The 25,698-nt window shown below is 68.9% G+C and carries 25 protein-coding genes and 1 riboswitch; of the genes, 6 read left to right on the top strand and 19 right to left on the bottom strand.

The genetic code is table 11. The annotated features are described in order from the left end of the window. Positions 1-14: 14 nt before the first annotated feature. A complete protein-coding gene (locus ASC66_RS06400; RefSeq protein ID WP_157509683.1) occupies positions 15-1,295 on the bottom strand; it encodes a hypothetical protein in 1,281 nt (426 codons plus the stop codon). 43 nt (positions 1,296-1,338) lie between these two features. Next, positions 1,339-2,298, bottom strand: a complete 960-nt coding sequence (locus ASC66_RS06395; protein ID WP_055836601.1) for a helix-turn-helix transcriptional regulator — start codon at positions 2,296-2,298, stop codon at positions 1,339-1,341. 84 nt (positions 2,299-2,382) lie between these two features. Between ASC66_RS06395 and ASC66_RS06390 the strand changes: the two genes are divergently transcribed. Together ASC66_RS06390 and ASC66_RS06385 are read left to right on the top strand one after the other, a co-directional pair. Further along, the gene (locus tag ASC66_RS06390; protein WP_055838268.1) at positions 2,383-3,387 is read left to right on the top strand and encodes an ATP-binding cassette domain-containing protein; all 1,005 of its coding nucleotides are present in this window, start codon (positions 2,383-2,385) and stop codon (positions 3,385-3,387) included. After that, on the top strand, positions 3,384-4,262 hold the full coding sequence (locus ASC66_RS06385) for an ABC transporter permease (RefSeq protein WP_082492094.1): 879 nt from the start codon (positions 3,384-3,386) through the stop codon (positions 4,260-4,262). The genes ASC66_RS06390 and ASC66_RS06385 overlap by 4 nt, the downstream gene beginning before the upstream one ends. 186 nt (positions 4,263-4,448) lie before the next feature. Here the strand turns inward: ASC66_RS06385 and ASC66_RS06380 are convergent, their stop codons facing one another. The 3 genes from ASC66_RS06380 to ASC66_RS06370 all read right to left on the bottom strand — a co-directional run bounded on the left by ASC66_RS06380 (position 4,449) and on the right by ASC66_RS06370 (position 7,085). Next, the gene (locus ASC66_RS06380; protein ID WP_055838262.1) at positions 4,449-4,979 is read right to left on the bottom strand and encodes a CoA-binding protein; all 531 of its coding nucleotides are present in this window, start codon (positions 4,977-4,979) and stop codon (positions 4,449-4,451) included. Between the two features lie 122 nt (positions 4,980-5,101). Beyond that, a complete protein-coding gene (locus ASC66_RS06375; RefSeq protein ID WP_055836598.1) occupies positions 5,102-6,391 on the bottom strand; it encodes an O-acetylhomoserine aminocarboxypropyltransferase/cysteine synthase family protein in 1,290 nt (429 codons plus the stop codon). Between the two features lie 67 nt (positions 6,392-6,458). Then, entirely contained in the window at positions 6,459-7,085 is a 627-nt protein-coding gene (locus ASC66_RS06370; RefSeq protein WP_235496737.1) for a cysteine hydrolase family protein, read from the bottom strand. A 2-nt stretch (positions 7,086-7,087) separates the two neighbouring features. On the opposite strand from ASC66_RS06370, the gene ASC66_RS06365 reads away from it, so the two are divergent. Together ASC66_RS06365 and ASC66_RS06360 are read left to right on the top strand one after the other, a co-directional pair. Then, positions 7,088-7,402 (top strand): antibiotic biosynthesis monooxygenase family protein, encoded by a 315-nt coding sequence (locus ASC66_RS06365; protein WP_055836595.1) that lies wholly within the window; start codon positions 7,088-7,090, stop codon positions 7,400-7,402. A gap of 72 nt (positions 7,403-7,474) precedes the next feature. Beyond that, a riboswitch (guanidine-III (ykkC-III) riboswitch) is annotated at positions 7,475-7,540 on the top strand. Positions 7,541-7,553: 13 nt separating this feature from the next. Beyond that, a complete protein-coding gene (locus ASC66_RS06360) occupies positions 7,554-7,877 on the top strand; it encodes a DMT family transporter (protein WP_055836592.1) in 324 nt (107 codons plus the stop codon). Positions 7,878-7,901: 24 nt separating this feature from the next. Here ASC66_RS06360 and ASC66_RS06355 read toward each other — a convergent pair whose 3' ends face one another. From ASC66_RS06355 to ASC66_RS06290, 14 genes are all read right to left on the bottom strand, one after another. Next, a complete protein-coding gene (locus ASC66_RS06355; RefSeq protein ID WP_055836589.1) occupies positions 7,902-8,873 on the bottom strand; it encodes an NAD(P)/FAD-dependent oxidoreductase in 972 nt (323 codons plus the stop codon). Beyond that, complete coding sequence (gene fdxA, locus ASC66_RS06350; RefSeq protein WP_055836586.1) at positions 8,866-9,195, bottom strand: ferredoxin; 330 nt, start codon at positions 9,193-9,195, stop codon at positions 8,866-8,868. Before fdxA ends, ASC66_RS06355 begins: the two co-directional genes overlap by 8 nt. Then, a complete protein-coding gene (locus ASC66_RS06345) occupies positions 9,195-10,583 on the bottom strand; it encodes an FAD-dependent oxidoreductase (protein WP_055836583.1) in 1,389 nt (462 codons plus the stop codon). The genes fdxA and ASC66_RS06345 overlap by 1 nt, the downstream gene beginning before the upstream one ends. 113 nt (positions 10,584-10,696) lie before the next feature. Further along, complete coding sequence (locus tag ASC66_RS06340) at positions 10,697-11,641, bottom strand: ABC transporter permease (protein WP_055836581.1); 945 nt, start codon at positions 11,639-11,641, stop codon at positions 10,697-10,699. After that, positions 11,631-12,377 carry an ABC transporter ATP-binding protein gene (locus ASC66_RS06335; RefSeq protein ID WP_055836579.1) on the bottom strand — a complete coding sequence of 249 codons (747 nt, stop codon included), beginning with the start codon at positions 12,375-12,377 and terminating at the stop codon, positions 11,631-11,633. Before ASC66_RS06335 ends, ASC66_RS06340 begins: the two co-directional genes overlap by 11 nt. A gap of 3 nt (positions 12,378-12,380) precedes the next feature. Further along, on the bottom strand, positions 12,381-13,448 hold the full coding sequence (locus tag ASC66_RS06330) for an ABC transporter substrate-binding protein (RefSeq protein WP_055836576.1): 1,068 nt from the start codon (positions 13,446-13,448) through the stop codon (positions 12,381-12,383). Next, positions 13,445-14,785, bottom strand: coding sequence for a sulfate adenylyltransferase subunit 1 (locus ASC66_RS06325; RefSeq protein WP_055836573.1), 1,341 nt, complete (start codon positions 14,783-14,785; stop codon positions 13,445-13,447). Before ASC66_RS06325 ends, ASC66_RS06330 begins: the two co-directional genes overlap by 4 nt. After that, complete coding sequence (cysD, locus tag ASC66_RS06320) at positions 14,785-15,756, bottom strand: sulfate adenylyltransferase subunit CysD (protein WP_502691578.1); 972 nt, start codon at positions 15,754-15,756, stop codon at positions 14,785-14,787. Before cysD ends, ASC66_RS06325 begins: the two co-directional genes overlap by 1 nt. Then, positions 15,738-16,478, bottom strand: a complete 741-nt coding sequence (locus ASC66_RS06315; protein ID WP_055836570.1) for a phosphoadenylyl-sulfate reductase — start codon at positions 16,476-16,478, stop codon at positions 15,738-15,740. Before ASC66_RS06315 ends, cysD begins: the two co-directional genes overlap by 19 nt. Beyond that, a complete protein-coding gene (locus tag ASC66_RS06310; protein ID WP_286145582.1) occupies positions 16,475-18,184 on the bottom strand; it encodes a nitrite/sulfite reductase in 1,710 nt (569 codons plus the stop codon). Before ASC66_RS06310 ends, ASC66_RS06315 begins: the two co-directional genes overlap by 4 nt. A 160-nt stretch (positions 18,185-18,344) precedes the next feature. Continuing rightward, on the bottom strand, positions 18,345-19,052 hold the full coding sequence (locus tag ASC66_RS06305; protein WP_055836567.1) for a sirohydrochlorin chelatase: 708 nt from the start codon (positions 19,050-19,052) through the stop codon (positions 18,345-18,347). 91 nt (positions 19,053-19,143) lie between these two features. Continuing rightward, on the bottom strand, positions 19,144-20,160 hold the full coding sequence (locus tag ASC66_RS06300) for a YeiH family protein (RefSeq protein ID WP_055836565.1): 1,017 nt from the start codon (positions 20,158-20,160) through the stop codon (positions 19,144-19,146). Positions 20,161-20,302: 142 nt separating this feature from the next. Next, complete coding sequence (locus ASC66_RS06295) at positions 20,303-21,448, bottom strand: fatty acid desaturase family protein (RefSeq protein WP_055836562.1); 1,146 nt, start codon at positions 21,446-21,448, stop codon at positions 20,303-20,305. 226 nt (positions 21,449-21,674) lie between these two features. After that, on the bottom strand, positions 21,675-23,435 hold the full coding sequence (locus tag ASC66_RS06290) for a dolichyl-phosphate-mannose--protein mannosyltransferase (RefSeq protein WP_082492091.1): 1,761 nt from the start codon (positions 23,433-23,435) through the stop codon (positions 21,675-21,677). 95 nt (positions 23,436-23,530) lie between these two features. On the opposite strand from ASC66_RS06290, the gene rsmI reads away from it, so the two are divergent. Beyond that, the gene (gene rsmI / locus ASC66_RS06285; protein WP_055836559.1) at positions 23,531-24,403 is read left to right on the top strand and encodes a 16S rRNA (cytidine(1402)-2'-O)-methyltransferase; all 873 of its coding nucleotides are present in this window, start codon (positions 23,531-23,533) and stop codon (positions 24,401-24,403) included. A gap of 85 nt (positions 24,404-24,488) precedes the next feature. Beyond that, positions 24,489-25,676 (top strand): NADP-dependent oxidoreductase, encoded by a 1,188-nt coding sequence (locus ASC66_RS06280; protein WP_055836556.1) that lies wholly within the window; start codon positions 24,489-24,491, stop codon positions 25,674-25,676. The last annotated feature ends 22 nt before the right edge of the window (positions 25,677-25,698 follow it).

Below are 25,698 nucleotides of genomic sequence, written 5' to 3'. Positions count from 1 at the left end.
GTCCCGCTGCCGCGTCAGCCCTGTCGGCCGACCGCGCTCAGCGGATCTGCGGCGGCGGCATCCGCCCGCGTTCGCGTCTCGAGCGCGGCGAGTGAGTGGTCGTAGGCCGAGGCGATGAGGGCGAAGCGGGCCGGTTCGACGAGGAGTGCCGTGAGGTAGACGAGCACGGGGCTGATCGCGAACCAGAAATCGATCGAGTGCGGCCCGAGCAGTTGGTTGATGCCGACGCCGAGCCACGCGACGAGAGCATCGAGCACGGTGAAGCAGAGCACGTACACGCCGAGGGAGATGGCGCCGGCGCGCCAGATGAGCAGGAGCGAGGCGGTGATGGGTGTGAAGCGCCCGACGATGTTGCCGCGGATGTCGCGACCGCGGTCTCGCCACCACTGCGGCACGGTTCCGGTGCGCGCCCGGAGGCTCGTCAGCGCCCGGCCGGCGCGGGCGTCGCGGGCGGCGATCGCATCGAGGCTGAGCTTCTGGGCGGCGATCGTGCGGCCGTAGACGACACCGGCGATCGTGAGCCACGCCAGCGGGAGGAAGGTGATGGCGCCGATCTCGGCGATGAGCCAGTTGATGCCGCCCCAGAGTGCGTCCAGAGCCGGGATCCGGATGCCGATGCCGGCCATCAGGCCCTCCCACCAGACGACGATGGCACGGTCGCCGATCCAGCCCATCACGGTGTTCACCAGTTCGGTGAGCACGTAGGCGGCCAGGAAGAGCCACACCATCTCGAAGTAGGCCGCGAGGACGCGGGTCCAGGTGGGAAGCTTCGCGGCCCAGCGCGTGAGCGCGAGCCTGGCGAGATAGGCGAAGAGCGTCGCGCCCAGCGTGAGTGCGTTGATGCCGAGCGCGCTGCCCCGGCCGAAGATCGGGTCGGCCGGGCCCCAGCTCTGCGCCAACACCTCGGCGGCGTAGCGATTGCTGTCCTCGCCGAGGAAGCCCCAGGCGGCGTAGAAGGCGATGAACGGCAGGATGCTGGCCGTCACCACGTCCCAGAACATCGTCCGCTTGGCCACCGAGCCCGTCGAGCCCGTCGAGCCCGTCGAGCCCGTCGGAACCTCCGCGAGGGCGCGCATCTCGGAACGCATCACGAGGAACATTCCGATGTACGCGATGAGTTTGGCGAGGATCGCGAGCGGAAGCAGGAAATACGCGGCGAGGCCAACGCTCGAGCCGACGAACGCCGACAGGCTGATGAGCAGGTGGTGCGCCACGGTTCCGGCCAGGTACAGGGCGAGCAGCATCGGCCAGCACGAGGCCAGGATGCGCAGCGCCCTCCCCGGAATACGAATCACGCACTCACCCTAGCCGCACCGCAAGCAGGGCGTGCCAGCCGGGCTAGGACGCGATGGAGCCGAAGCGGTCGGCGAAGGCGGCGAGCTGGCGCAGCAGCTGGGGTGGGCCGTGCACGGTGAAGGCGAATTCGGCGGGGATCCAGAGCAGCGCGGTCGCGATGTGCGCGGCGGAGTCGCCGGTGAGCGTCCACACGGTCGTGCCGGCATCCAGCGCCGCCGTGTCGCGCGCCCACCAGCCCAGCTTCTCCTGCACCGCGCCGAGCGGGGCCGCGATGTGTACCTCGGCGCTCAGGGTGTTCTCCCGCCACGACACGGCCTCGGCCACGAGCTCGGCGGCGGCCGCCGCGCTGAGATCCCGGGCGGCGAAGAGCACGCGTGTCTGTACCAGCGCCGCGATGCGGTCGAGCCGGAAGGTGCGCCAGGCGGCACGGTCACGATCCCACGCGACGAGGTACCAGCGACGCCCACGCGGCACGAGCATGTGCGGTTCCGCGCTGCGGGTGGATTCCGCGCCGCGAGCATCGGTGTAGCTGAAGCGGATCCGTTCGCTGTCGCGACAGCTGAGCGCGAGGAGGCCGAGCAGCTCGGGGTCGACGGCGGGCCCCTGCCCCGGCGCGACCGACATGTGCGACTGCAGCGCGTCGATCCGCCTGCGGAGCGCCGGGGGGAGAACCTGTTCGATCTTCGCGAGTGCGCTGAGCGTCGTGTGCTCCGAATCGCGCAGCCCGGATGTCGTCTGGGAGCGCAGACCGATGGCGATCGCGACTCCCTCATCGTCGGTGAGGAGCAGCGGCGGCAGCCCGGTGCCGGCCGTCAGGCGGTAGCCGCCGATCGCGCCACGGCTGGCATCGATCTCGTAGCCGAGCTCCCGCAAGCGGTCGATGTCGCGGCGCAGGGTGCGCTCGCTCACGGCGAGGCGTTCCGCAAGTTCACGGCACGACCAGTGCCGATGGCTCTGCAGCAGGGAGAGGAGCTCCAGCGTTCTGCTCGTGGTGTCTGACATGTTTTCAGTATCTCCTTTATTAGGACAGAAAGTGTCCTATTTGCTTCCTAACGTGGAGGCATGACAACACAGACAGAGCACAAGATGATCGCGGCCAGGGGGCTCGGCAAGACGTTCCCCGGCTCAGGAAAGTCCGGCGGCGCGGTGGAGGCCGTGGCCGATCTCACCCTCGACGTCGCGGCGGGCGAGCTCGTCGCGTTCCTCGGGCCGAACGGTGCAGGCAAGTCGACGACGCTGCGCCTGCTCACCACCCTGCTGCCGGCCAGCTCCGGCGAGGCGAGCGTCGTCGGCTGCGACATCCGCCGCGACCCGGCCGGGGTGCGCCGACGCATCGGTTACATCGGGCAGGGCTCATCGGCCGGCTACACCCAGCGTGTGCGCGATGAGCTGCACAGCCAGGGCGCGTTCTACGGGATCGGCCGGCGCGAGACCCGCCTCAGGGCCGATGAGTTGATCGAATCACTCGACCTCGGCGCCATCGCCGGCCGCCAGGTGCAGACGCTCTCCGGGGGGCAGCGCCGCCGCGTCGACATCGCGCTCGGGTTGATCCACCGGCCGGAGCTGCTCTTCCTCGATGAGCCATCCACCGGGCTCGACCCGCAGAGCCGTGCCAACCTCTGGCAGCACATCGTCGAGCTGCGCCGGCGCTATGGCACGACGATCTTCCTGACGACCCACTACCTCGACGAGGCCGATCAGCTGGCCGAACGGGTGATGGTGATGGATCACGGGCGGCTCATCGCCGACGACACCGCGCAGGCGTTGAAGCGCGATCTGGCCGGCGACCGGGTCGAGCTGGGATTCGATTCGGCTTCGGATGCCGCGGCCGCGGCCGCACACACCCACGGAACGGCATCCGGAACCTCCGTTGTGGTGCCGGCACTCGCCGCCGACGAGGCGCTGCCGGTGATCCTGCGCTCGCTCGACGCCGCCGGACTGCCGCCCCGGGCGGCGTCGATCCACCAGCCGACACTCGACGACGTGTTTCTCGCGCTCACCGGTCGGAGCCTGCGCGAAGAGGGTCAGGCGCCCGCCTCGGCAGAGCACACACCATCCGTTTCTCACGAGTCCGAGGAGGACGCAGCATGAACACCATCGACAGCCGCCACGACACCCGCCACGACACCCGCAGCGACGCCGTGATCGAGACCGGCACAGGCTCGGCCCAGAGTGACAGGGGCCAGACGGCGCGGGCAAGCGCTGTCCCCGGCCGCACCCGCATCTTCGCCGACATCTGGAACGTCTTCGTGCGAGAACTCCGGCCCGTCATGCGCGATCCGTTCAGCGCACTGTTCAGCCTCGTGCAGCCGCTCGTGTTCCTCGGCCTGTTCGGGCCGCTGCTCGTCGCGTCATCCGGTCTGCCCGCCGCCGAGACACTGCAGTGGTTCGTGCCGGGCATCCTCGTGATGGTGGCGCTGTTCGGCACGGCCAGCACGGGAGCGAACCTGCTCGGCGAGATGCAGTCCGGCTCGCACGAGCGCACGCTCGTCGCGCCACTGGCCCGCAGCGCCCTGCTGATCGGCCGCTCGCTCAAGGAGATCGTGCCGCTCGCGATGCAGGGCCTGATCGTCTGCCTCGTCGCCCTGCCGTTCGGATTCCAGATCAACGTGGCCGGGCTGCTGATCGGCTTCGTGCTGCTGGCGATCTTCGGCATCGGTTTCGGCGCGCTCAGCTACTCGGTGGCCCTGGCCTGCCGGGAGCGGGACTGGATGTTCTGGGTGATCCACCAGACCCTCATCTTCCCGCTGATGATCCTCTCCGGCATGCTCTTGCCGATCGAGAACGGGCCGGACTGGATGAAGGCGGCCGCAGCGGTCAACCCGTTGAGCTACGTCGTTGCGGCGGAGCGCGCACTGTTCGCCGGTGATCTCGGCTCCATCGCGGTGCTCGGCGGCTTCGTCGCGGCGATCGCGACGGCCGTGGTCGGGCTCGTCGTCGGCGTCCGCAGCATCCGCAAGGCCTAGCATCACGGCCGTGTTTCCGTTCGTCTCCACCCCGTTGGTCGAGTAGCGAGGGACGAGCGTATCGAGACCCCGCACGGGGCCCGGTTTCCCGCCAGAAACCGGGTCTCGATACGGCGCTGGCGCGCCTACTCGACCAACGGGAAGGCGCGGCGCTGGCGAGGGGTGTCGACCAGCGGGAAGGCGGAGTCAGCGGATCGTCTTGCGGGCGGTGATCTGGCCGGTGTCGAAGCCGAGCAGGTGCAGGCCACCGTTGAAGCGGGCGTGCTCGATCTTGATGCAGCGGTCCATCACGACGGTGAGTCCCTTCGACTCGCCGTACTCCGCGGCATCCTGGTTCCAGATGCCGAGCTGCACCCAGATGGTCGGGGCGCCGACGGCGACGACCTCGTCGATGACGCTCGGGATGTCGCTGCCACGGCGGAACACGTCGACGATGTCGGGCACCTCCGGCAGGCTCGCCAGATCCGGGTAGGCCTTCTGGCCGAGGATCGTGTCGGCGTTCGGGTTGACGAAGTACACGCGGTAGTCGCTGGACTGCTGCAGGTAGGTGCCGACGAAGTAGCTCGAGCGGGCCGGGTTCGGCGATGCGCCGACGATCGCGATCGACTTCGCCTCGCGCAGGATGCGCAGGCGCGCCTTGGCGTCCGGGCCCACCCAGGTGCGCTGCGAGCGGAGCAGCTTGGCGAGGGGCGAGTCGGCCGGCAGCTCGCAGCTCAAGCCGTTCGCGAGCTGCGTCGTCACGACCGCGTCTGTGGTTTCGACAGGCTCAACCGGCGAGGTCTGGCCAACCAGCGGGGACTGGCCGACCAGCGGGGTTGCGGCGTCCGTTGTGCTCATGGTCATGCTCCCGTCGCGGCCGCGAGGGCCTGGTCGAGGTCGTAGATGATGTCATCGACATCTTCGATGCCGACGCTGATGCGCACAACACCCGGCAGCACGCCGGCGTCGATGAGCTGCTGCTCGGTGAGCTGGGCGTGGGTCGTCGACGCGGGGTGGATGACGAGCGTCTTTGCGTCGCCGATGTTGGCGAGGTGGCTGGCCAGGTTCAGCGATTCGATGAACGTCTGCCCGGCGGCGCGCCCACCCTTCACGACGAAGCTGAACACCGAGCCCGGCCCCTTCGGCAGGTACTTCTGTGCGCGTTCGTGGTGCGGGTGGTTCGGCAGTCCGGCCCAGAGCACGCTCTCGATGCGGTCGTCGGCCTCGAGCCACTCGGCCACGGTGCGTGCGTTGTCGACGTGCGCCTGGATGCGGTACGGCAGGGTCTCGACGCCCTGTGCGAGCAGGAAGGCGCTGTGCGGGGCGAGGCTCGGACCGATGTCGCGCAGCTGTTCGGCGCGGAGGCGGGTGAGGAAGGCGTATTCGCCGAAGTTGCCGGACCACTGCAGCCCGCCGTAGCTCGGCACCGGCTCACCGAAGAGCGGGAACTTGTCGCTGTGCCAGTGGAAGCGGCCGCTCTCCACGACGACGCCGCCGAGGGTCGTGCCGTGCCCACCGAGGAACTTCGTCGCCGAGTGGATGGCGATGTCCGCGCCCCACTCGAACGGGCGGTTGAGGTACGGGGTGGCGATGGTCGAGTCGATGATGAGCGGGATGCCGTGCGCCCGCGCGACATCCGACAGGCCCTCGATGTCGGCGATCTCGCCGGAGGGGTTCGCGATCGTCTCGGCGAAGATCAGCTTGGTCTTCTCGGTGATGGCCGCGGCATAGTCGGCCGGGTCGGAGCTGCGGACGAAGGTCGTCTCCACGCCGAAGCGGCGCAGCGTCACGTCGAGCTGCGTGATCGAGCCGCCGTAGAGGTTCGCGCTGGCCACGATGTGGTCGCCGGCACCGGCGAGGCTGGCGAAGGTGATGTACTGCGCGCTCAGGCCGCTGGCCGTCGCCACGGCGCCGAGGCCACCCTCGAGGCTGGCGACTCGCTCCTCGAAGCTCGCGACCGTCGGGTTCGCCAAGCGGGAGTAGATGTTGCCATATTTCTGCAGCGCGAAGCGGGCCGCGGCATCCGCGGTGTCGTCGAAGACGAACGCACTCGTCTGGTAGATCGGAAGCGCACGCGCCCCGGTCACCGGGTCAGGGATGTTGCCCGCGTGAATGGCGCGGGTCTTGAAGCCGTACTCACGATCTGCCATGCCCACACGCTAGCCCGTGCGCCCGGGCCAGCGGCGCGTGTCCGTAACGCGGCGCAACAGCGCCGGATCAGACGCGTTCGAGCAGCTCGGCCGTGCTCAGCACGGTGGCGAACTCACCGCCGTGCAGGTTGACCGCCGTCGCGGCGGCGAGCTCGTCGGCGCTCAGGCGTGCGCCGTTCGGGCCCTCGAGGTCGAAGGTGTGCGTCGCGTCGATCGGAACGAACACCTCGAATCCGAGGTTGCCACCCATGCGCGCGGTCGTCTCGACGCACATGTTCGTCTGGATGCCGCAGACCACGATCTGCTCGATGTCGAGTGCGCTCAGCCACTCCGAGAGGTCCGGCTCTCCGAAGAAGGCCGAGTTGACCTGCTTGGTCACGAACAGCTGGTGCGGTGCTGCGGCGACGAAGTCGAGCAGTGCGTTCCCCGGGTTGTCCGGGTTGAGCGGGGAGGCCTCGCCGACGGAGTCGTGTCGCACCAGAACGACGGGGCGATCCGATCCGACCCACGCGTCGAGGAGCGCCGCGACGTTGGCCTCGCAGTCCGGGTTGTTGCGCCGGCCCCACGCCGGGTCGGCGAAACCCTGCTGCATGTCGATGACGATGAGGGCTGCGTTGGCGTCGAGAGGCATGCACCCATGATGGCGGGTGCCGGCGGCATCCGGAAGCCGGTCGACGAAAAGGTACGCTGGCATTCATGATTCTGGAACACGCGCTCTTACCCGTATCGCCAGGGCGCGAGGAGGAATTCGAGCGGGCGTTCGCCGAGGCGCGCACGCTGATCGCCGCGATGCCCGGCTTCCGCGGGCTGCGGCTCTCGCGCTCGATCGAGACACCGAACGAGTACCTGCTGCTGGTGGAGTGGACGAGCGTCGAGGCGCACGACCCCGGCTTCCGCGGCTCGCCGGAGTACCTGCGCTGGCGGGAACTGCTGCACCACTTTTACGAGCCGTTCCCCGTCGTCGAGCACTTCGCGCAGGTCTGCGTCGTGGCCGACCCGCTGCCCAACTAGTCGCGCGCCGTGTCCGACCGTGGCCGAATGACGACTGCACAGTGGGTGCACAGAGGGCTCCGCTAGGCTGAACATGGCTTCCAAGACGGCGGCCCCGGACGAGGGATCAGTACCCGGAATGCGACAAGACTGGCCACGGGAGTGAACAGTCATGGCATGGATCATCCTCATTGCGTCCGGCGTGCTCGAAGCCGTCTGGGCGACAGCACTCGGCAAGTCGGAGGGCTTCACCAAGCTCTGGCCAACGGTCACCTTCGGTGTCGCCCTCGTCATCAGCATGGGCGGCCTGGCCTACGCCATGCGTGACATCCCCGTCGGCACCGCCTATGCGGTCTGGGTCGGAATCGGCGCGTCGCTCACCGTGCTCTACGCCATGCTCTTCGGCGGCGAGCCGGCGTCGGTGATCAAGATCCTGCTCATCCTCGGACTCATCGGCTGTGTCATCGGGCTGAAGCTCGTCGACGGCAGCCACTAGCCCGGCTCGCAGGGCGCGGCGTGCTCAGTGTGCGGTCGTCACCCCGAGGAGATCGTGGGTGATGATCGCCGCGACGCGCGCGCCGGCACCTGCGGCGACGATGAGCTGTTGCGGCCCGGGCGCGGCGACATCGCCGGCCGCGTAGATGCCCGGGGCGGAGGTGCGGCCATCACGATCGGTTGTCAGATGTCCGTGCTCGTCGGTGGCGAGAGCGACACGGTCGAGGAAGTCGACGACGGGATGCCACAACGGGCGCACGAAACCACCGGTCACCGGCACCCGGTCGCCATCGGCCATGCGCACGGCGGAGATGGCGCCGCGATCGCCCTCGAGGTCGTCGATCGCCCGCCGATCCAGACGGATGCCGTGGGCTGCCAGCACCGCCTCGTCCGCGACGCTCAGCGGCGCAACGCCGTTGGTGAACACCGTCAACGCGCTCGTCCACTGCGCCACCAGCAGCGCCCGCTCAAGCAGATCGTCGGTCTCGCCGATGAGCGCGAGCGGCTGGTCGCGCTGCTCGTACCCGTCGCAGGCGGCGCAGCTGAACAGGCTCATCCCGTAGTAGGCGCGGATCGACGGCAGCGCAGGCAGCGTCTCGCGCAGACCGGTGGCGACCAGGATCGACCGGCTGCGCACCGCCCGCGCGGCGGATGGCGTCGCGCCGGTGATCTCGATCACGAAGCGCTCGGCCCACTCAGCGGTGTCGCCCGAGTCGGCAGACTCGCTCCGCGACACCGCCAGCACCGCCGCGCGCTGCAGCACCTCGACGCTCGGGTAGAGCGCCAGTTCCTCGCGGGCGATGCGGCGCAGCTCGTGCGGAGGCAGCCCGTCGCGCGTGATGAAACCGTGCGAGATCATCGTCGCCGCGTTCCGTGGGCGGTTGCTGTCGACGACGAGCACGCGCTTCCGTGCGCGCGCGAGGTTGAGCGCGGCCGAGAGTCCGGCAGGCCCTGCACCGATCACGACGCAGTCGTAGAGTTCGTGCTCGCTAGGCATGCGCGCCGCCCTGGGCGGGGAGGGCCGCGATGAGCGGGTGGTCGAAGCTGTACGTTCCCACCTTCGCGGCGCCGCCCGGCGAACCGATCTCGTCGAAGAATGCCACATTGGCGGTGTAGTACTCGCCCCACTGTTCCGGCAGGTCGTCCTCGTAGTACACGGCCTCAACCGGGCAGACCGGTTCGCAGGCGCCGCAGTCCACGCATTCGTCCGGGTGGATGTAGAGCGAACGCTCGCCCTCGTAAATGCAGTCGACTGGGCACTCGTCGATGCATGCCCTGTCCTTGACGTCGACGCAGGGCAGCGCGATGACGTACGTCATCAGGCGACGAAGATCTCGGCGCGTGCGATGTCGACCTGCTCGTCGCGAGCGACGACCTTCACGCGTTCGCGGGCGACGGGCGACTCGTCGACCTCGCCGAGCGTCCGTTCATGCGCATCGAGGGCGAGCCAGCCCGGCCAGCTGGTGAACCGGATGCCGCGGCCCTCGAGCACCTCGAGGATCGCCTCGGTGTCTGGCTCGGCAGGCGCGGCGAGCAGGTCGAGGTCCGCGATGATCGTGCCGACCGTCTCGAGGGCGTCGCCCTTGGTGTGTCCGATCAGGCCGACAGGGCCGCGCTTGATCCAGCCGGTTGTGTAGAGCCCGGGAAGCGGCGTTCCCGCGGCGTCCAGCACCCGCCCGCCATCGTTGGGCACGACCCCGCGCTCGTCGTCGAATGGCAGTCCCGGCAGCGCGCTGCCCTTGTAGCCCACCGCGCGGTAGACGGCCTGGAGTGGGAAGTCACGGATCTCGCCCGTGCTGCGCACGCCGCCGTCGCCGGTCGGCTCTGTGCGTTCGAAGCGCATCCCCTCGACCCGGCCATCGCCGTACAGCTCGGCCGGGGCGTGCCAGAAGTGCAGGTGCAAGCGCCGCGAGGCGCCCGTCTGCTCCTTCGTGAGCCAACCCCGCAGAGTGCGCGTCATGACCTTGAGCTGATTGTTCGTGGCGACACCCGCCTCGCCGTGTTCGTCGGCCTGGAAGTCCTCCTCGTAGACGATCACATCCACGTCGGGAACCTCGGCGAGTTCACGCAGCTCGATGGGCGTGAACTTCACCTGGGCGGGGCCGCGGCGTCCGAACACGTGCACATCGGTGACGGGCGAGCCGGCGAGCCCCGCGTAGACGTTGCTGGGGATGTCGGTGGGCAGCAGGTCGTCCGCATGCTTGGCGAGCATCCGCGCCACGTCGAGGGCGACGTTGCCGTTGCCGATCACGGCGATGTCCGTTGCGTCGAGTGGCCAGTCGCGCGGGGCATCCGGGTGCCCGTCGAACCAGGAGACGAAGTCGGCCGCGCCGAAGGAGCCGGGCAACTCGGTGCCGGGGATGTCGAGCTCGGCGTCCCGGATGGCGCCGGTGGCGAAGATGACCGCGTGGTAGTGGGCGCGCAGATCGGTCAGGTCGAGGTCGACGCCGTAGTTCACGTTGCCGATGAACCGGATGACGCCGGAGTCGAGCATCTCGTGCAGCGAGTTCACGATGCCCTTGATCCGCGGGTGGTCGGGGGCGACGCCGTAGCGGATCAGGCCGTACGGGGCGGGCAGCGCATCGAATAGATCGATGCTCGGCTCGCCACCGGCCTCACGCACGGCGGCGGCCAGAATGTTGCCGGCATAGATGCCGGCCGGGCCGGCGCCGATGATCGCGACGCGGAGGGGGGACGCGGAGGTCATGAGGGGGCCTTTCGGGCTGTGCGGAATGCAGAGGTGAGTGGGCAGAGGGGAGCGGGCAGTGGGAAGTGCTGGGGGCGCGACGGCAGCGGGCTCATCCCGCGTGATGCAAGGCGCTATCGGATGCCGCCGGGGCGGAGGCCCCTGCGGCGCAGGAGCCGTCGTTCGATCGGGGCGAAGAAGACGAGTTCGACCAGGATTCCGATCGCGAGGATCACCAGGATCGTGGCGAGAACAGCCGACAGATCGGCGAGCTCGCGGCTCTGCTGCAGCATGGAACCGAGGCCGAAGCCGATGGTGCCGCCCATCGTGATGATCTCGGCGGCCATCAGCGAACGCCAGGAGAAGGCCCAGCCTTGCTTGAGGCCGGCGAAGTAGCCGGGCATTGCGGCCGGGAGAACGATGAGGGTGGCGAGCTGACCGCGGTTGGCCCCCAGCACCGTTCCGACGCGACGCAGCTGCGGCGGAACCTGGTCGACGCCGGCGACCAGGCCGTTCGCGATCGACGGGATCGCTCCCATCAGAATCACAAAATAGACGGTGGCGTCGCTGAGACCGAACCAGAGGATCGCGGCCGGCACCCAGGCAACGGACGGCAACACCTGCAGGCCGGAGAGCAGCGGGCCGAGGGCGCGTCGGAGCAGCCTCCACTCCGCGAGCAGCAGACCGAGCGGAGTGCCGATGGCGACCGCGATCAGGAATCCGATGCCGCCGCGTTCCAGGCTGGTGAGCACGGCGAGCTGCAGCCGGCCATCCGACCAGAGTTCGGCCATGGATGCGGCGACGTCGAGCGGTCCTGGGGCGAGGTCGGGGCGCGGCTGGGCGATGACGACGTAGAACTGCCAGGCGGCGGTCAGCGCGATGAGCAGCAGCACCGGCGGCAGAACGCTGTCGAGGAACCGTCGCCACGGGCTCTTCTCGGTGACCGCGACGCTCTGCAGGGCGTCGAGCCCGGATTCGAGCGTGCGCAGCTCCGAGGCGGCTCGATCGTCTGCGCCGTCCGCGGTGGTCACGGCAGCGTGCGTGTTCCGCGTCTCCGCGGTGAGGGTGTCAGGCAGCATTGCGGCGGATCTCCTGTCTGAGTTGATCCGTGATCTCGGCCGAGAGACGCGAGACCTCTGGGGATTCGATGCGCCGATGTGCGTCACCGGAGACCTGCCACTCATTCGCGATCCGGCCTGGACGCGACGACATCAGCAACACACGCTGACCGAGGCGCACGGCCTCGCGCACATTGTGGGTGACGAAGACGATCGTTCGCCCGGTTTCCCGCCACACCCGATCGAGCTCCTCGTGCAGCAGATCGCGCGTGATGGCGTCGAGCGCGGCGAACGGTTCGTCCATCAGCAGCACCTGGCGGTCCTGGGCGAGTGAACGCGCGAGGGCGACCCGCTGGCGCATGCCACCGGAGAGCTCGTGTGGGCGCTTCTCTGCGGCATCCGCGAGGTTGACCACGTCGAGCAGCTCACGCGCCTCGCTGCGACGCCTGGCCCGCGGCACTCCGCGCAGCCTGAGCGCGAGCTCGACATTGCGGCTGGCCGTCAGCCAGGGGAGGAGCGCCGAGTCCTGGAACATCACCGCGGCGTTGCCGCTGGCGACGGTGATGCTGCCGGAGCTCGGGTGTTCAAGGCCGGCGATGATGTTGAGCAGGGTCGACTTGCCGCAGCCGGATGCGCCGAGAAGGCAGACGAAATCGCCCGGCTCGATCGTGAGGCTCACGGTGTCGAGCACGAGTGGCCCCGTCGGCGTGAAACGCTTGCTCACGGCGTCGATCTTGATTGCGCTCTGGCCGGCCATGGGCTATTCGGTCCCCAGTTCGCCGGCCGTGACCGGTGCGGCGCCTGCCGCGGAGAGCACGGCGTTCAGCGCCGCGAGGTCGAACAGACCGTTGATGTCGCCCGCCTTGGCGGTGCCCGCGTCGACTCCGGCCTTCAGGAGCACGGGGAAGGTTGCCGCGAGCGGGTCTGTGGTGAAGGTGACGTGTTCGAGCGCGCGCTCGATCACGGGATCCGGCAGGGATTTGCCGGTGTCGGCGGCTAGCTTGGCGTTGATCACCGCTCCCGCCTCGCTCGGATTCTCGTTCAGCCAGGCGACGGACTGTGTGTGCCCGGCCAGGAGGGCCTCCACCGCATCGGGGTGCTCGGCCAGGAACTCGGCGCGGACTGCGAGGACCGTTGTCGGGAAGGCGCCGTCCTCCCAGAGGGATGCCTCGTCGACGAGCACCTCTGCACCGGCGTCGAGCACGAGACGGGACACCCACGGTTCCGGAAGCCAGGCGCCGTCGATCTGCCCGCTCTGGAAGAGGGCGAGCGTCTGAGCGTTCTCGGTCGGCGTGATGGCGACGTCGCCGCCGCCGGTTGTGCTGGTCTCGTAGCCCTCCGCGGACAGCCAGTTGCGCAGCGCGACGTCCTGGGTGTTGCCGAGCTGTGGGGTGGCGAGGGTGGTGCCCGCAAAATCTGCCGGACTGTCGATCCCCGGCCGCACGACCAGGGCAGCGCCCCCGCTCGCCGCGCCGGCGACGATGCGGAGCGACTGGCCGCCGCTCGCGACGAAACTGTTCACCGCCGGGTTGGGGCCGATGTAGGCGGCGTCGATCGCGCCGGCGCTGAGGGCTTCGATCGTCGCCGGGCCGGCGCTGAAGATCTGGGGCGTCAGCGTGGTGTCCCCGAGCTCCTCCTCGAAGAAGCCCTTCTCCAGGCCGACGAGTGCTGGGGCGTGGGTGACGTTGTCGAAGTAGCCGAGCCGGAGCTCCGTGGCCGGGCCTGCCGCGGGCACATCTCCGGCGGGCGCTGCGCAGCCACTGAGCATCGTCGCGAGCAGTCCGAGCGACGCGATGCCGATGGTGGTGCTGAGCTTTCCGCGGTTCATGCTGCACTCTCCGTGGTGTCGGTGATGACGATGCCGGCGGCGAGCGTCGCGCCGTCCTGGGGGTGGATGACGAGGAATGCTCCTGCCCGGCGGTTGACCGAGTACTCCTCGACCGGCAGGGCCGATGCGAGACGGATGCCGGCGTGGCCGATGTCGTTGATGTCGAGGCCGTCTGCGGCCTCGATGGCGAGCGTGTCCAGATTGCGGCGTCCGGTGACGGTCGTGAGGATCGCCTGCACCGTGGACGTTCCGAACTTGACGAGCACCCGTGCCCCCGGACGAAGCGGGCGCGGATCGAGCCAGAACAGCGCGACGGAGAGGTCCTTCTTCAGCTCGGGCACGCGGTCGGCGGCCGTGATGACCGCGCCGCGCGCGACGTCGAGATCATCGCGCAGGCGGAGGGCGACCGACTGCGGTGCGATTGCCGTCTCCAGTTCGACGCCCGCGAAGTCGATGCCCGTGACGACGGTGGTGCCGCCGCCCGGAACCACGGTGACGGAATCGCCGACGCTCACGGATCCCGAGGCGACCTGACCGGCGTATGCCCGGTAATCGCGGTACGAGTCCGCGTCCTCCGGGGCGACGGCCACTGCGCCCTGCGGGCGGATGACCAGCTGCACCGGCAGACGGAACGCCTCGAGTGCGCTTTCCGCTTCGTCGATGAGGGGGAGGGTCTCGAGCAGTTCGAGGAGGCTGGGGCCGTCGTACCACGGGGTGTTGATCGAGCGGTCGACGACGTTGTCTCCGGCGAGGGCCGAGACCGGGATGACGTGCACCCCGTCGATCCCGAGTTCGCCCGTCACGGCCCGCACACCGGCCGCGACGCGGTCGAATGCCGCCTCGTCGTAGCCCTGGAGGTCGATCTTGTTCACGGCCACGATGATGTGGGGAACCCGGAGCAGCTGCACGACCGAGAGGTGGCGGCGGGTCTGCTCCAGCACCCCGTTGCGGGCGTCGATGAGCACGACGACGGCGTCGGCCGTTGTCGCGCCGGTGACCATGTTGCGCGTGTACTGCACGTGGCCCGGGCAGTCGGCGAGGATGAACGAGCGGTGCCCGGTGGCGAAGTAGCGGTAAGCGACGTCGATCGTGATGCCCTGCTCGCGCTCGGCCCGAAGACCGTCGGTGAGCAGGGCGAAGTCGATGCCGCCGCCCACGCCGCCGAAACCCCGCTCAGCCGAGGTGCGGGTGACGGCGTCGAGCTGGTCGGCGAGGATCGCCTTGGAATCGTGCAGCAGTCGTCCGACCAGCGTCGACTTGCCGTCGTCGACGGAACCGGCCGTGGCGAAGCGGAAGAGGGTGCCCTCCAGGGGGCGTGTCAGCAGTGCGTCGGTCATTAGAAGTACCCGTCCTTTTTGCGATCTTCCATCGCGGCTTCTGAGATGCGGTCGTCGGCCCTGGTCGCACCGCGTTCGGTGATCGTCGACTGGGCGACCTCGTGCACGACGGCGTGCACGGTGGCGGCGTCGGATTCGACGGCGCCGGTGCAGCTCATGTCGCCGACCGTGCGGTAGCGCACCGTTCGGAGCTCGACCGTCTCGTCGGGGCCCGGCGCGCTGACCGGTCCGGTTGCGCGCCACATCCCGTCGCGCCGGTACACCTCGCGCTCGTGCGCGTAGTACAGCGGGGGGAGCTCGATGCCCTCACGCTCGATGTAGCGCCAGATGTCGAGCTCTGTCCAGTTGCTGATGGGGAACGCGCGCACGTGCTGCCCGACGGTGTGGCGTCCGTTGTAGAGATTCCAGAGTTCTGGGCGCTGATTGCGCGGGTCCCACTGGCCGAACTCGTCGCGCAGCGAGAGGATGCGTTCCTTGGCCCTGGCCTTGTCCTCGTCGCGGCGTGCGCCGCCGAAGACGGCGTCGTGCCTGCCTGCCGCGATCGCGTCGAGCAGCGGCTGGGTCTGCAGCGGATTGCGGGTTCCGTCCGCGCGCTCCTGGAGACGCCCGTCGTCGATGTAGTCCTGCACGCTGGCCACCGCGAGCCGGATGCCGAGACGCTCGACCGTGGCGTCGCGGAAGGCGATGACCTCCGGGAAATTGTGGCCGGTGTCGACGTGGAGCACGGGGAACGGCACCGTCCCCGGCCAGAAGGCCTTGGCGGCGAGGTGGAGCACGACGACGGAGTCCTTGCCACCGGAGAACAGCAGCACGGGTCGTTCGAACTCAGCGACGACCTCCCGGATGATGTGGATCGCTTCGCTTTCGAGCAGGTCGAGCTGGTCGAGCGTTGGCCGCCCGGACGAGAAGATCGGCGCCGTCGAGAGGGCAGGGGAGAGGGCTGGTGTCGAGGTCATAGGTGAAGTCCGCATTCTGTCTTCTCGAGCCCGGCCCAGCGGCCGGAACGGGGGTCGTCTCCTGCGCTGACCGGCTTCGTGCACGGTGCGCAGCCGATGGAGGGGTAGCCCTGGGTGAGCAACGGGTTCAGCACCACGGAATGCGCGGTGGCGTAACCCTGCAGTTCGTCGAAGCTCCACGCGGCCAATGGGTTCACCTTGACCAGCCCGTTGCGCGCATCCCACTCGATGAGGGGGGTGTTGATGCGGGTGGGCGCCTCGTCGCGGCGCACCCCGGTGAACCAGAGCTCGTAGCCGCGCAGAGCGCGGTTCAGCGGGGCGACCTTGCGCGCCGCACAACAAGCACCGGCGTCACGGGCGAACAGGTCCTTGCCGAGGGCGGAATCCTGCTCGGCAACGGTGCGCTCCGGCAGCACATCGACAATCGTCACGTCGATGGCCCTGGCGACCTCGTTGCGCGTCGTGTAGGTCTCGGCGAAGTGGTAGCCCGTGTCGAGGAAGAGCACGTCGACGCCCGGCAACTGATCGGCGACGAGTGTCGGCAGCACGGCATCCGCCATCGAGCAGGCGACCGCGACGGCGCGGGTGTCGAAATTCTCGGCGACCCAGGCGATCAGCTGTTCGGCCGAGGCGTCGGAGAGCTCGGTGGCTCCCCGTTCGGCGAGGAGGCGCAGCTCGTCCGCGGGGCGGAGCTTCGGGTCGCGGAGTACGGCGGTGCTCACAACTTCGGTGCTCATTGGAGTGCCTCCTCGTCTGCGCGGTGCGCCCAGCTGGCGAATGTCTCGGTGTCGCCGCGCTCGGCGAGGAATCGCCGGACGAGGCGCTCGACGTAATCGGCGAGGTCATCGGCGGTGACCTTGAGTCCTCTGACGGTGCGGCCGAGGCCGGCTTCGTCACGCCCGACGGAGGCGAGGCCGCCGCCGAGGTGAACCTGGAATCCGGGCACCTGTCCTCCGGCGCCGTCGGGGAGCAGCTGACCCTTCAGGCCGATGTCGGCGGTCTGGATCCGGGCGCAGGAGTTGGGGCAGCCGTTGACGTGCAGGCTGATCGGCTGGGGGACCTCGATCCCGGCGAGGCGCTTCTCGAGCTCGAGCACGGCATCGGTGGCTGTCTGCTTGGTCTCGACGATGGCGAGCTTGCAGAACTCGATGCCGGTGCAGGCGATGGTCGAACGGCGGAACAGGCTCGGCCGGGCCTCCAGGCCAATCGCGTCGAGCGCGGTGATCAGCGGCTCGACGTTCTCCTCGGTGATGTCGAGCAGCACGATCTTCTGGTGCGGTGTCGTGCGCAGCCGGGTGGATCCGTGCTTCTCGAGGAGGTTGGCGAGAGCGGTGAGGACGGTGCCGGAGACGCGGCCGACGAACGGGGTGACGCCGATGTAGAAGCGTCCGTCGTTCTGCTTGTGCACGCCGACGTGATCGCCCTGACGGGTCGGTGTCGGTGCCGGCGGCCCGTCGGGGAGTGCCTCGTGCAGGTACTCGTCCTCGAGGACCTGCCGGAACTTCTCCGGCCCCCAGTCGGCGAGCAGGAACTTGAGCCTGGCTTTGTTGCGGAGCCTGCGGTATCCGTAGTCGCGGAAGATCGAGACGACACCGAGCCACACGTCGGCGACCTTGTCTGGACGGACGAAGACGCCGAGCCGTTCACCGAGGCGAGGGCTGACCGAGAGGCCGCCACCGACCCAGAGGTCGTAGCCGATGCCGAGCTCTGGATGTGCGACGGCGACGAAGCCGACGTCGTTGATCTCGTGCACGACATCCTGGCTCGGGTGACCGGTCAGCGCGGTCTTGAACTTGCGGGGCAAGTTGGCGAGCTCCGGCACGCCGATGTACTTCGCCGTGATCTCGGCGATCGTCTCGGTGGGGTCGATGAGCTCGTCGAGGGCGATGCCGGCGACGGGGGAGCCGAGGACGACGCGCGGCACGTCGCCGCAGGCCTCCGTGGTGCCGAGGCCGACGGCCTCGAGCCGGCGCCAGATCTCCGGCACGTCTTCGACCCGAATCCAGTGCAGCTGGATGTTCTGTCGATCGGTGAGGTCGGCCGTGTCCCGGCCGAACTCCTGGGAGATCTCGCCGATGACGCGCAGCTGACCGGTGCTCAGCTGGCCGCCGTCGATGCGCACCCGGAGCATGAAGAACTCGTCCTCAAGCTCGTGCGGCTCCAGCGTGGCGGTCTTGCCGCCGTCGATGCCGGGCTTCCGCTGCGTGTACAGGCCCCACCACCGGAAACGGCCGTGCAGATCGGTGCCGTCGATCGAGGCGAAACCGTTCTTGGAGTAGACCTGCTCGATCCGCTCCCGCACGTTCAGTCCGTTGTCCTGTTGCTTCCACTCCTCGTTGCCGTTGAGCGGAGCAGTGCCGTCGATCTTCCACTGGCCGTTCGGGCGCGAGGCGGGGCGCGCGGGACGCGCCGCCTCTGCGGTCTCAGCCAGGTTCAACGACACGATGCTCTCCTTCTCGGTCGACGCGGCACGGGAGTGCAGATGCGTCACTGCGATTGAGCAAGACTCATTGACGCGCGCAGTGCGCGCGAGGGGGCGAGGTCACGACCGGTCACGGAGTGCAGCGGGGCGTAACAGAGCTGCGCCGCAGCGCGCTCTGCGCCTACACTGCTTCGCGATAACGGCTGGCAACGACCTCGACGAGGAGTTCCGGCGCGGGCTCGTCGGCGGTCAGCAGCGGCAGAGTCACGACGTCGGCACCGGCCTGTTCGGCGAGCGAGTGGAAGTAGCCGGGTGCCAGCAGATAGCTGCTCACGACGATGCGCCGGCCCGGGTTGGCGGCACGCGCAGCGCCGACGGCATCCGAGAGCCTCGGCTCGGCCGCGGAGAGAAATCCGATGACGACGTCCCGACCGGACGCCGCGGCGAGGCGCTCGGCGACGACCAGGCAGTCGGCGACCGCCCGCTGATCGCTGGAGCCGGCGGCGGCGAGGACGAGAACGTCGTCGTCCCGGAGGCCGGCCTGGCTCAGACGATGCTGCAGCAGCGCCACAAGCCGGTCGTCGGGCCCGAGCGCCGCGGTGAGCGTCACCGGCCGCTCGGTCTCCGCCGCAACCGCGCGAGCGAGGTCGACGTGCACGTGGTAGCCGGCCGAGAGCAGCAACGGGACCACGATCGCCCGGCGCAGATCGGGCAGCCCGGCCAGGGTCTCCTGCGGATTCGGCCGCTCAACATCGACGAAGCCGCTGGCGACGGTCAGCTCGGGGTGGGCCTCGGCCACCCTGCCCATCAGGGCGGCGACCGCGGCCTGGCCGGCTGGCGACGAGGTGCCGTGTGAGATGCCGACCAGGGCGGGGCGAGTGGGGGCCATGTGACCCATCGTCGACCCATGGACTCGCGCTGCCGAATCCCCGTTACTCAGGATGACGGACGCGGCACCACGGCGGTCAGCATGTTCGGGGTCAGGCCAGCTGCACCGCGGCGTAGGCGAGGGCGGCGATCAGCGCCCAGCTGAGCAGACCGACGATGATGGCACGCCAACCGGTGCGCACGAGTTCGCCGAGTCGCACCGCGGAGCCGAGCCCGAACAATGCCATCGCGAGCAGGGCCGTCTGCACCCAGTCGGCGACCTCGAGCACGCTCTCCGGCACGGGCAGCAGGGTTCGCGCGAGCACGGCGGCGAGGAATCCGGCGACGAACAGTGGAACGATCGGCGGGCGGGCGGCGGCTTCCGGTGCGGCGCCGCCGGTGCGGGTGGCGAGCTCGACGGCCGCGCCGTGCTTGCGCCGCTCGACGCCGGCCGCGACGGCCACCATCGGTGCCAGCATGAGCACGCGGGTGAGCTTGACGACGATGGCGACGGCGAGGGCGGCCGGCCCGGCGATCTGAGCGGTCGCGACGACCTGCCCGACGTCGTGCACGCTGGCGCCGACCCACTGGCCGAACTGCTCATTGCTGAGGCCGAGCGGATGCCAGAGCAACGGCAGCACGGCGATGGCGAGCGTTCCGCACAGCGTGACGAGGGCGATGGGCGTCGCCGTCTCCTCGTCCTTGGCCTTGACGACACCGCTCATCGCGCCGATCGCCGACGCGCCGCAGATCGAGAATCCGGTGGCGATGAGCAGCGGCTGGTGGCCCGGCAGCCCGAATGCGCGGCCGAGGCCGATCGTGCCGACGAAGGTGAGCAGCACGATCGCGACGATCATGACGATCGACAGCCAGCCGAGGCCGAGAATGTCGACCAGGCTGAGTTTCAGGCCCAGGAGCACGATTCCGAGACGCATGAACTGCTTGGACGCCACAGACAACCCGGGTGCGAGGACGCCGTTCAGCGGGTGGCGGGCGGCGGGGATCTGGCCGACGATGATGCCGAGCGCCACGGCTGCCGTCAGAAGCGGTATCGCCGGAATGAGTGCGTGGATCGCCCACGAGAGGAGGGCCGCGGAAGCCGCGAGAGAAACACCGGGCAACCACTTCACCTATCGAGCCTAACGCCCCTCGGTGATCGCTGCGGACACCCGTTGGCGGCGGCAAAAAAGGACGTGGGCAGCGAAAAAGGACGGGATCGAGGATCCCGTCCTTTTTCGCTGACTATGTCCTTGGTGACTCTGTCCTTGGTGGCTAGTGCGTGCGGAACCGCTGCGTCATCGGGCAGTCGAACGGATCGCGGGCCGAGAGCCCCACCCGGTTCAGGTAGTCGACCACGATGCCGTAGCTCTGGAACAGCCCGGTCTCGGTGTAGTTGATCGAGTGCGCCTGGCAGTACTCCTTGACGAGTTCCTGGGCCTTGCGCAGGTGCGGGCGCGGCATGTTCGGGAACAGGTGGTGCTCGATCTGGTAGTTCAGGCCGCCCATGAAGGTGAGCATGCCCCAGCCGCCGCGGATGTTGCGGCTCGTGAGCACCTGGCGGCGCAGGAAGTCGACCTTGGAGTCGTGCGGGAGGATCGGCATGCCCTTGTGGTTCGGGGCGAACGACGCACCCATGTAGACGCCGAACACGGCCAGCTGCACACCGAGGAAGGCGAAGGCCATTCCGACGGGCAGGAAGATGAAGAGCACCGCGAGGTAGGCGGCGAGGCGGGTGACGATCATGCTGATCTCGAGGCCGCGCTTGTCGACCTTGCCCTTGCCCATGACCGTGCGCAGGCCGTGCATGTGCAGGTTCAGGCCCTCGAGGGTGAGCATCGGGAAGAACAGCCAGCCCTGCTTGCGGGTGACGATGGCGTGCAGGCGGTTGACCTTGGCGGCCTCGTCCGGCTGGAACACGATGAAGTCGTTGTCGATGTCGGGGTCTTTGCCCACGACGTTCGGGTTGGAGTGGTGCCTGGAGTGCTTGGTCATCCACCACGAGTAGCTGATTCCGACGAAGGCGTTGGCGAGGATCCGGCCGGCCGTGTCGTTGGCCTTGCCCGACTCGAACACGGTGCGGTGCGACGCCTCGTGCGCCAGGAAGGCGAACTGGGTGAGCACGATGCCGAGTGCGGCGGCCATGAGCAGCTGGAACCAGCTGTCGCCGAGCAGCACGAAGCCGGTCACGATGCCGCCGAGTGCGACGAGGAGGATTCCGAACACCATCCAGTAGAACCAGGTGGCCCGGCGGAGCAGCCCGAGGTTGCGCACCGTGTGCAGCAGCGCCGAGTACTCGGTTGTGGGGTTCTTACGGTCACCGCCAGGCTTCGTGCGAACAATGCGCACGGAGGGCTTCGTGATCGTGACGGATGCCGTGGCTCCCGCAGAGGTGTCGGGTGCAGCGGTAACTTCGCTCATCGTCAGCCTTCGTGTGAGTGACTTCCCAGTCTGGAGTGGGCGGTTGCCCGGAGCTCACGGTGTCGAAGAGAATGCGGCGACAGTGCGATCAGATAGCTGAAGCCTACGACGAACTGGCTGAGAAATGCCCTCGATTACGCGCTGCTTTCATGCCGTGGCGGGAATATAAGGGGTGTATGTTCCGAGGCGGCTATGAGTCTGATCGGGCCCGACAACACGCGGGAAATCAGACCCAGCCCGGCAGCCACATGTGCAGGTTCCAGAACCAGAACGGCACCCGCTGGCCCGTCCAGATCGGGTAGAAGAAGGCGCTGACCAGCACAACGAAGATGAGGAAGATGCTGACCAGGCTGACGCCGCGCTGTCTGCGCCACCAGACGTCGTCGCGTGTGCCCAGCACGAGCGAGATCACGACGCCCAGGGCGAGCAGCATGTACGGCTCGAAGGCGATTGTGTAGAACTGGTAGACCGTGCGATCCAGATACATCAGCCAGGGCAGGTACCCGGCGACCATGCCCATCAGGATCAGGCCGATCTGCCACTCGCGGTAGCGGACGACCCGGTAGACGAGATAGAACACGGCGGCCGTCGCCGACCACCAGATCAGGGGGTTGGCCACGGAGAGGATGGCCGCGCTGCACGCGTCGAACTGGCATCCGCTCTCACCCAGGGTCGAGCCCTCGTAGTACATGCTCGTCGGCCGGGTCATGAACAGCCAGGTGAGGGGGTTCGCCTGGTACGGGTGCGGTGTGCTGAGGCCGACGTGGTAGTTGTACGCGGCGAGCTGATAGTGCCAGAAGCTCTGCACGCTCTCCGGAACCCAGGCCATGGCGCCGGTCCAGGCATTCCCGGCCTCCGACGCCCAGCTGCGATAGAAGCCCCCGGCGGTGACGAACCAGCCCGTCCAGCTGGTGATGAAGGTCGCCAGCGCGATCGGCACAAGCAACAGGAAGGAGACGGGGCCCTGCTTCAGCACGGCGGCGCTGGCCCAGAACGGCACGCCGGCGCGGCGGCGGGCCAGGGCGTCGACGACGACGACGTAGAGGCCGAACGCGGCCAGGAAGTACAGCCCGGACCACTTGACGCTCGCCGCCAGCCCGAAGGCGAGTCCAGCGGCCAGCAGCCACGGACGCCACCACAGCGCCGGGCCCCAGCTCGGTTCGGCGACAAGGCCGGCGGCCGCGCGTTGCCTGCGCTCTGACAACCAGGCGCCGAGGCGCTTCTCGTGCCAACTGCGATCGAGCAGGATCGCACCGAATCCGAGCAGGGCGAAGAACATCAGGATGCCGTCGAGCAGGGCGACCCGTGACATCACGATTGCGTGCCCGTCGACGGCGAAGAGGAAGCCGACGATGACGGCGACGATCGTCGAGGAGAACAGGCGCCGGGCGATCACCGTGAGCAGGAAGACGGCGAGGACTCCGACGACGACGGTGCCGATGCGCCAGCCGACGGCATTGTCGGCGCCGAACGCCGCCAGACCGAGCGCGATGATCCACTTGCCGAGCGGTGGATGCACGACGAAGGAGCCCTCGCCGGTGAAGACGTCGGTGTCTCCGGAGTTGAAGCTCGCGTCGGCGCCTTCCGGCCAGGTGGACTCGTAGCCGTTGTTCAGCAGCGTGTACGCGTCTTTGACGTAGAAGGTCTCGTCGAAGACGAGCGAGTGCGGGGTGGCGAGATCCCAGAGCCGCAGCACAGCGGCGAGCAGGGTGACGGCGATCGGACCGCCCCAGTACCAGAGGCGTTGCCGACGCCGGGTGCGCAGCACGTGTGCCCACCACGTGTCGAGTCGGCTGCCACGCGGCTCGTCGACAGCGCTGTCCGCGCTCTGTTCGGCGTCGTCATCCGGGCCCGGCGTTTCAGGGGCCGTTGCCTCCGCGCCGAGCACAGACGGGCTCGGCGTCTCGTCGTCGCTCGCCACCGGCGCCGCCGAGACCTCGGTGGGTGCACCGTCGCCGCCAGCGTGCCGCAGCCCTCCGATGCCCATTCGCCCATGCTAGGCCAGAGAGGAGGCTAGTCCGGTGAGGAGGCCAGGCCGGGAAGGAGGCCGGGCCGGGAAGGAGACTAGTCCAGACTGGAGACATGATCATTCTTGCGGCCACCCCCATCGGCAACCTCAAAGACGCCTCGGTGCGACTGGTCGAGGCGCTCAGCACCGTCACGGTGATCGCCGCGGAGGACACCCGCGTCACGCAGCGGTTGCTCGCCGCGCTGGGAATCGAGAACCGGCCCCGCCTCATCGCGCTGCACGACCACAACGAGCGCGAGAAGTCGATCGAGCTGGTCGAGCTGGCCCGTGAGACCGATGTGCTCGTGCTGAGCGACGCCGGCATGCCCACGGTCTCCGACCCCGGCTTCCACCTGGTCGACACCGCAGCAGCGGCCGGCGTGACGGTGACGGCGCTGCCGGGGCCGAGCGCCGTGCTCACCGCGCTGGCCGTCTCCGGGCTGCCGACGGACCGCTTCACCTTCGAGGGGTTTCTCCCGCGCAAGTCCGGCGAGCGGGTGAGCACCTTCACCGAACTCCGTGACGAACGCCGCACCATGGTCTTCTTCGAGTCGCCGAACCGTCTCGCCGCATCGCTCGGCGACATGGCCGCCGTGTTCGGTGCGGAGCGCCGGGTCGTGGTGTGCCGGGAGCTGACGAAGTTCTACGAGGAGGTCAAGCGCGGCAGCGCGGCCGAACTCGCCGAGTGGGCGGCATCCGGCGTCAAGGGCGAGATCTGCATCGTCGTGGCCGGCGCCGAGAAGCGGGTGAGCGATCTGCCGAGCGGTGTCGCAGAGGTGCTCGCGCTGGTTGCGGCGGGGGAGCGGTTGAAGGATGCCGCGGCCGTCGTCTCGGAGGGCACCGGCCTCGGCAAGCGCGAGCTGTACCAGGCCGCGCTCGAGGCAAAGCCGGCCGGGCCAGGCAAGCCGGGCAAGCAGGGCGGCAGCGCGAGCCAGCCCGCCCGGTGATCAATCGGGGCGAGTAGCGATCGGTCGGGAACAATGGCTGCCCCGCCGGCGTTAACAGTGTTATCGCCAGTGGTGGAGGTGCACCGTGCCGAAAGCAATCAAATACTCGCGCTATGGCGGCCCCGAGGTTCTCGAGATCGTCGACATTCCGATGCCGGAGCCCGCCGAGGGCGAGGTTCTCATCGAGGTGATCGCCGCCGGGCTCAACCCGGCCGATTCCCGCCTCCGTGAGGGGCTGCTCGCCGAGCGGATGCCGGCGCACTTCCCGCAGGGCCAGGGCTCAGACTTCGCCGGATTCATTCGCGCAACGGGTCGCGGCGTCACCCAGTGCGAGGTGAACGATGCCGTGATCGGGCACGCATCTCGAGCTTCGCACGCCACCCACCTGACCGTGCCCGCCACGAACCTCACCCCCAAGCCGCCGCACCTCCCGTGGGAGGTCGCCGGCGGCCTGTTCGTGACGGGCACCACGGCGTGGGCGGCGGTCAACGCGCTCGGCATCGCCTCCGGTGACACGGTCGTCATCTCGGCGGCGGCCGGGGGCGTTGGCTGCATCGCCGCGCAGTTGGCCGCGCTGCGCGGGGCGACCGTCATCGGAACGGCCAGCGAGCGCAACATCGACTTCCTCCGCCAGATCGGCGTGATCCCCGTCATCCACGACGACGACATCGTGCTGCGGATCAAGGAGGCCGCGCCGAACGGGGTCGATGCCTTCCTCGACGCCTACGGCGGGGACAACCTCGAGATCGCCGACGCGCTCCGGGTCGCGCCCGCGCGCATCCGCAGCGTCATCGACTGGGACGGAGTGCTCGACTACGGCCCCAACGAGTACGGCGCAGACGAGTACCGGGCCTTCGACTATGCCGCGGAGGCCGATCCGGATGCCAGGCCGACCGCCGAGAACGAACACGCCTTGGGCGCCAAGGGCATCGACGTCGTCGCCAAGCTCGCCCGGCTGGCCGAGCAGCACCGCCTGCTCGTGCCCGTCTCCGACATCTTCCCGCTCGAACAGGTGCGGGAAGCGTTCGAGGAACTCGACCGCGGCCACACCCGCGGCAAGATCGTGCTCGGCATGCACCCGGTCGGCTACGCTCACCAGCACATCCACGAGGCGAGCTGGCACGGGGTGCCGCTCAAGGAAGCTGCGGCGACGGTCGACGTCCCGACCGAACACGAGCCGATGCGGGTGCGGGAGAACCTGCCGCCCGTGATCGGGCACCTGCCGGGGCAGCGGCATCCGCACCCATCGGACGAGCTGGCGGAGGAGCACTGAGTCCGGCCCTGCGTAACGGGGG

It is taken from the genome of Leifsonia sp. Root4 (assembly GCF_001425085.1).
Classification (GTDB): Bacteria; Actinomycetota; Actinomycetes; order Actinomycetales; family Microbacteriaceae; genus Microterricola.
This window is presented reverse-complemented; position numbering and strand designations above follow the sequence as displayed.